Consider the following 2,358-nt stretch of genomic DNA (forward strand, 5'->3'; position numbering starts at 1 on the left):
GTTAAACCCCTTCCTGTCACTGAAATGACTCAATAAACAAAAACCATATAGACGGTGCCTAGCGGCTCAGTCCAACAGGACATTTATCTCTCATGCTTCGACAAGAGATAAATGCTTAATTGTTAGCCGTACCGAGAATTGTGATGAAAATTATAGATTGGTTTTGGAAAGTATTAACATTAATTATTATTGGTCTTTTAATGCTGAACCCTGAGTTTATCGTTATGAGCGCTTTCATAGACGCTGTCGGTTTAGAAATGTTCTCACTATTAATCGAGGTGCAAATAATTTCAGTTGTAGGGTTTTACTTCCACAACTGGATCAAGCCGGTTTTGATGCCTTTTTATAATTACTTTAAAAAAATAGATCCATATTTCTTTATTCCTACCCGTCCTGTCATCAATGAGTTTCCATTAATTTTGTGTCATATTATTCCTGGATTTATTGTTTTGGCTGTTGGGGAATCATTAATCAGCACTGAAATAGATTTGGTGTAAAGCACGGCTAACAAGCCACTCAAGCAGGACTTTTAACAGTTGGTTAGGTTCCGCTTCGCTTCACATTTTAACCAACAATTAAAAGCCTCTTAGTGGGGCGTTATAAGTATTTAAATTTATGAGTATGATTTGAATAAAGTTATCTACATTACAGTTTCTTATTTAATATGTTGGCTTATTTCATATGTAATAATTAACGGTGCTGAAAATTATGAAAGTATCGTTAGCTATTTCATTCAAGGATGGACTTTCAGTGGCTTTGTTAAACCAACTTATACATGGGTTTTAAGTTTAGCTATTTTCCTTGTATATATAATTGTATTGTTTGTTCTTAAGAAAGTCAGAGATAAGCAAGGCGCATAATACTTATAACAAGCTGTTTAAGGGGGACAAATTACAGTTGGCTGGTTCCGCTTCGCTTCACATTTTAGTCAACTACAATTTGCCCCTTAACAGGGCGTTATGTGCAAATGGGTTTCAGACTTTGAGTAGATATATCAAATTTTTCATTCTTCCAATCTTTGGTATTTTGATTGGTATAGAACCCAAGTTATTTATTGTCCCTTTTGACTATATTTTTGATATTCATGGAACACACTTATCATTAGGAAGTTGGATATCCTTATTGTTATTAATTGTTATAGTTCTTTACGACTTATTACTACTTGGGTATTTTATAACACGCTATAAAACACGTAAGAAATTGGCTTTATTCACAGCAGTTTTATTGATTTTTCAGTTTGTTTTATCAGGCTGGGAATTGGGGTTTTGGCAGTAATTGCACATAACAAGTTGCTCAAACGGACGCATAACAGTTGGCTGCGCTTCGTTCCTCGCACATTTTAGCCAACTATTTTGCGCCGCTTAGCAAGGCGTTAGCTTTACAAGGAGAGTTAGGTGTTAAAGCGGTTAAAAGAAAAATGCTCTAAAAGTGTTTGGAAAACCTTAGCTATGTTAATTGTTATTCTGGTTGCTGGACCAGAGGTCATGATAAGTATGGAGTTAATGGCACTAGTAGAACTATTAGGCGCTTCAACTTTTGTTTTACTCTATGTGGCAGGGGTTAAGGTGTTTTTCGCTAATGTTGTTAATAAATTTAAAACTTTCGAATCTTACTCTATTTTATTTATTCCAACACTTGAGTCTTTAAAACAAATGCCATTTCTCACACTTCATGCAATACCAGAGCGTAGTACTTCAATTTTATTTATTGGTTTTGTTACTTTAACCATGCCTTTAATATATTTATTAAAAATAGTTTAAGGGTAATGCACAGCTAACAAGCCATTCAAGCAGGACAAATAACAGCTGGCTATTTGCTCCTTCGTCGCTTATTTTAGCCAACAATTATTTGCCTCTTAATGGGGCGTTAGAAAGCCAATGAAGTATCTAGTTGTTGTGATAATTGTAGGGTATATATTTTTAGGTTTATTCCCTCAAAAGGGATTGCCTTCTGATGTGGATTCTATTGTCATCGAAAAATATATTTCTGGTAAAAAAGATCCCGTAAGTAGCGTCATTTTGAATTACGGTGAAGCAACTTTGTTATCTAAAGATATCGGTTATTTGTGGTGTAACTATTTTATGCTTAACTCTTGGGAAGAAATGCCCCATTATTGGTTAACTGTAAACTCTGGTGGAATCACCAAAGAAAAAATATTTGTTAGTCGTAGTGAGTTTTCAACGGGCTGTAAATCTTCAGATAAGGTTGTTGCACAGTTGGAGCAAAGGCTTTTCTAACAAGGCGTTCAAACGGACAAAAAACAGTTGGCTGTTTCACTCCGTTCACAATTTTAGCCAACAATTTTTTGCCGCTTAACGTGGCGTTAGGTGTAATCGCCACTTCGTTTTATTGTTTAAA

Annotated in this window: 4 protein-coding genes; all 4 read left to right on the forward strand. The window is 34.9% G+C overall.

The window, feature by feature from the left end:
* Positions 1-143: 143 nt before the first annotated feature.
* Complete coding sequence (locus H4J76_RS19360) at positions 144-497, forward strand: hypothetical protein (protein WP_182231127.1); 354 nt, start codon at positions 144-146, stop codon at positions 495-497.
* A 400-nt stretch (positions 498-897) separates the two neighbouring features.
* Positions 898-1,275 carry a hypothetical protein gene (locus H4J76_RS19365; protein WP_182231128.1) on the forward strand — a complete coding sequence of 126 codons (378 nt, stop codon included), beginning with the start codon at positions 898-900 and terminating at the stop codon, positions 1,273-1,275.
* Positions 1,276-1,394: 119 nt separating this feature from the next.
* Complete coding sequence (locus H4J76_RS19370; protein WP_182231129.1) at positions 1,395-1,760, forward strand: hypothetical protein; 366 nt, start codon at positions 1,395-1,397, stop codon at positions 1,758-1,760.
* Between the two features lie 117 nt (positions 1,761-1,877).
* Positions 1,878-2,237, forward strand: a complete 360-nt coding sequence (locus H4J76_RS19375; RefSeq protein ID WP_182231130.1) for a hypothetical protein — start codon at positions 1,878-1,880, stop codon at positions 2,235-2,237.
* The last annotated feature ends 121 nt before the right edge of the window (positions 2,238-2,358 follow it).

Origin of the sequence: Colwellia sp. BRX9-1, from assembly GCF_014077195.1 — a bacterium.
Classification (GTDB): Bacteria; Pseudomonadota; Gammaproteobacteria; order Enterobacterales; family Alteromonadaceae; genus Colwellia_A.

Coding starts and splice junctions, on each gene's coding strand:
- H4J76_RS19375 (WP_182231130.1), top strand. CDS start 1,878: ATGAAGTATCTAGTTGTTGTGATAATTGTAGGGTATATATTTTTAGGT.
- H4J76_RS19360 (WP_182231127.1), top strand. CDS start 144: ATGAAAATTATAGATTGGTTTTGGAAAGTATTAACATTAATTATTATT.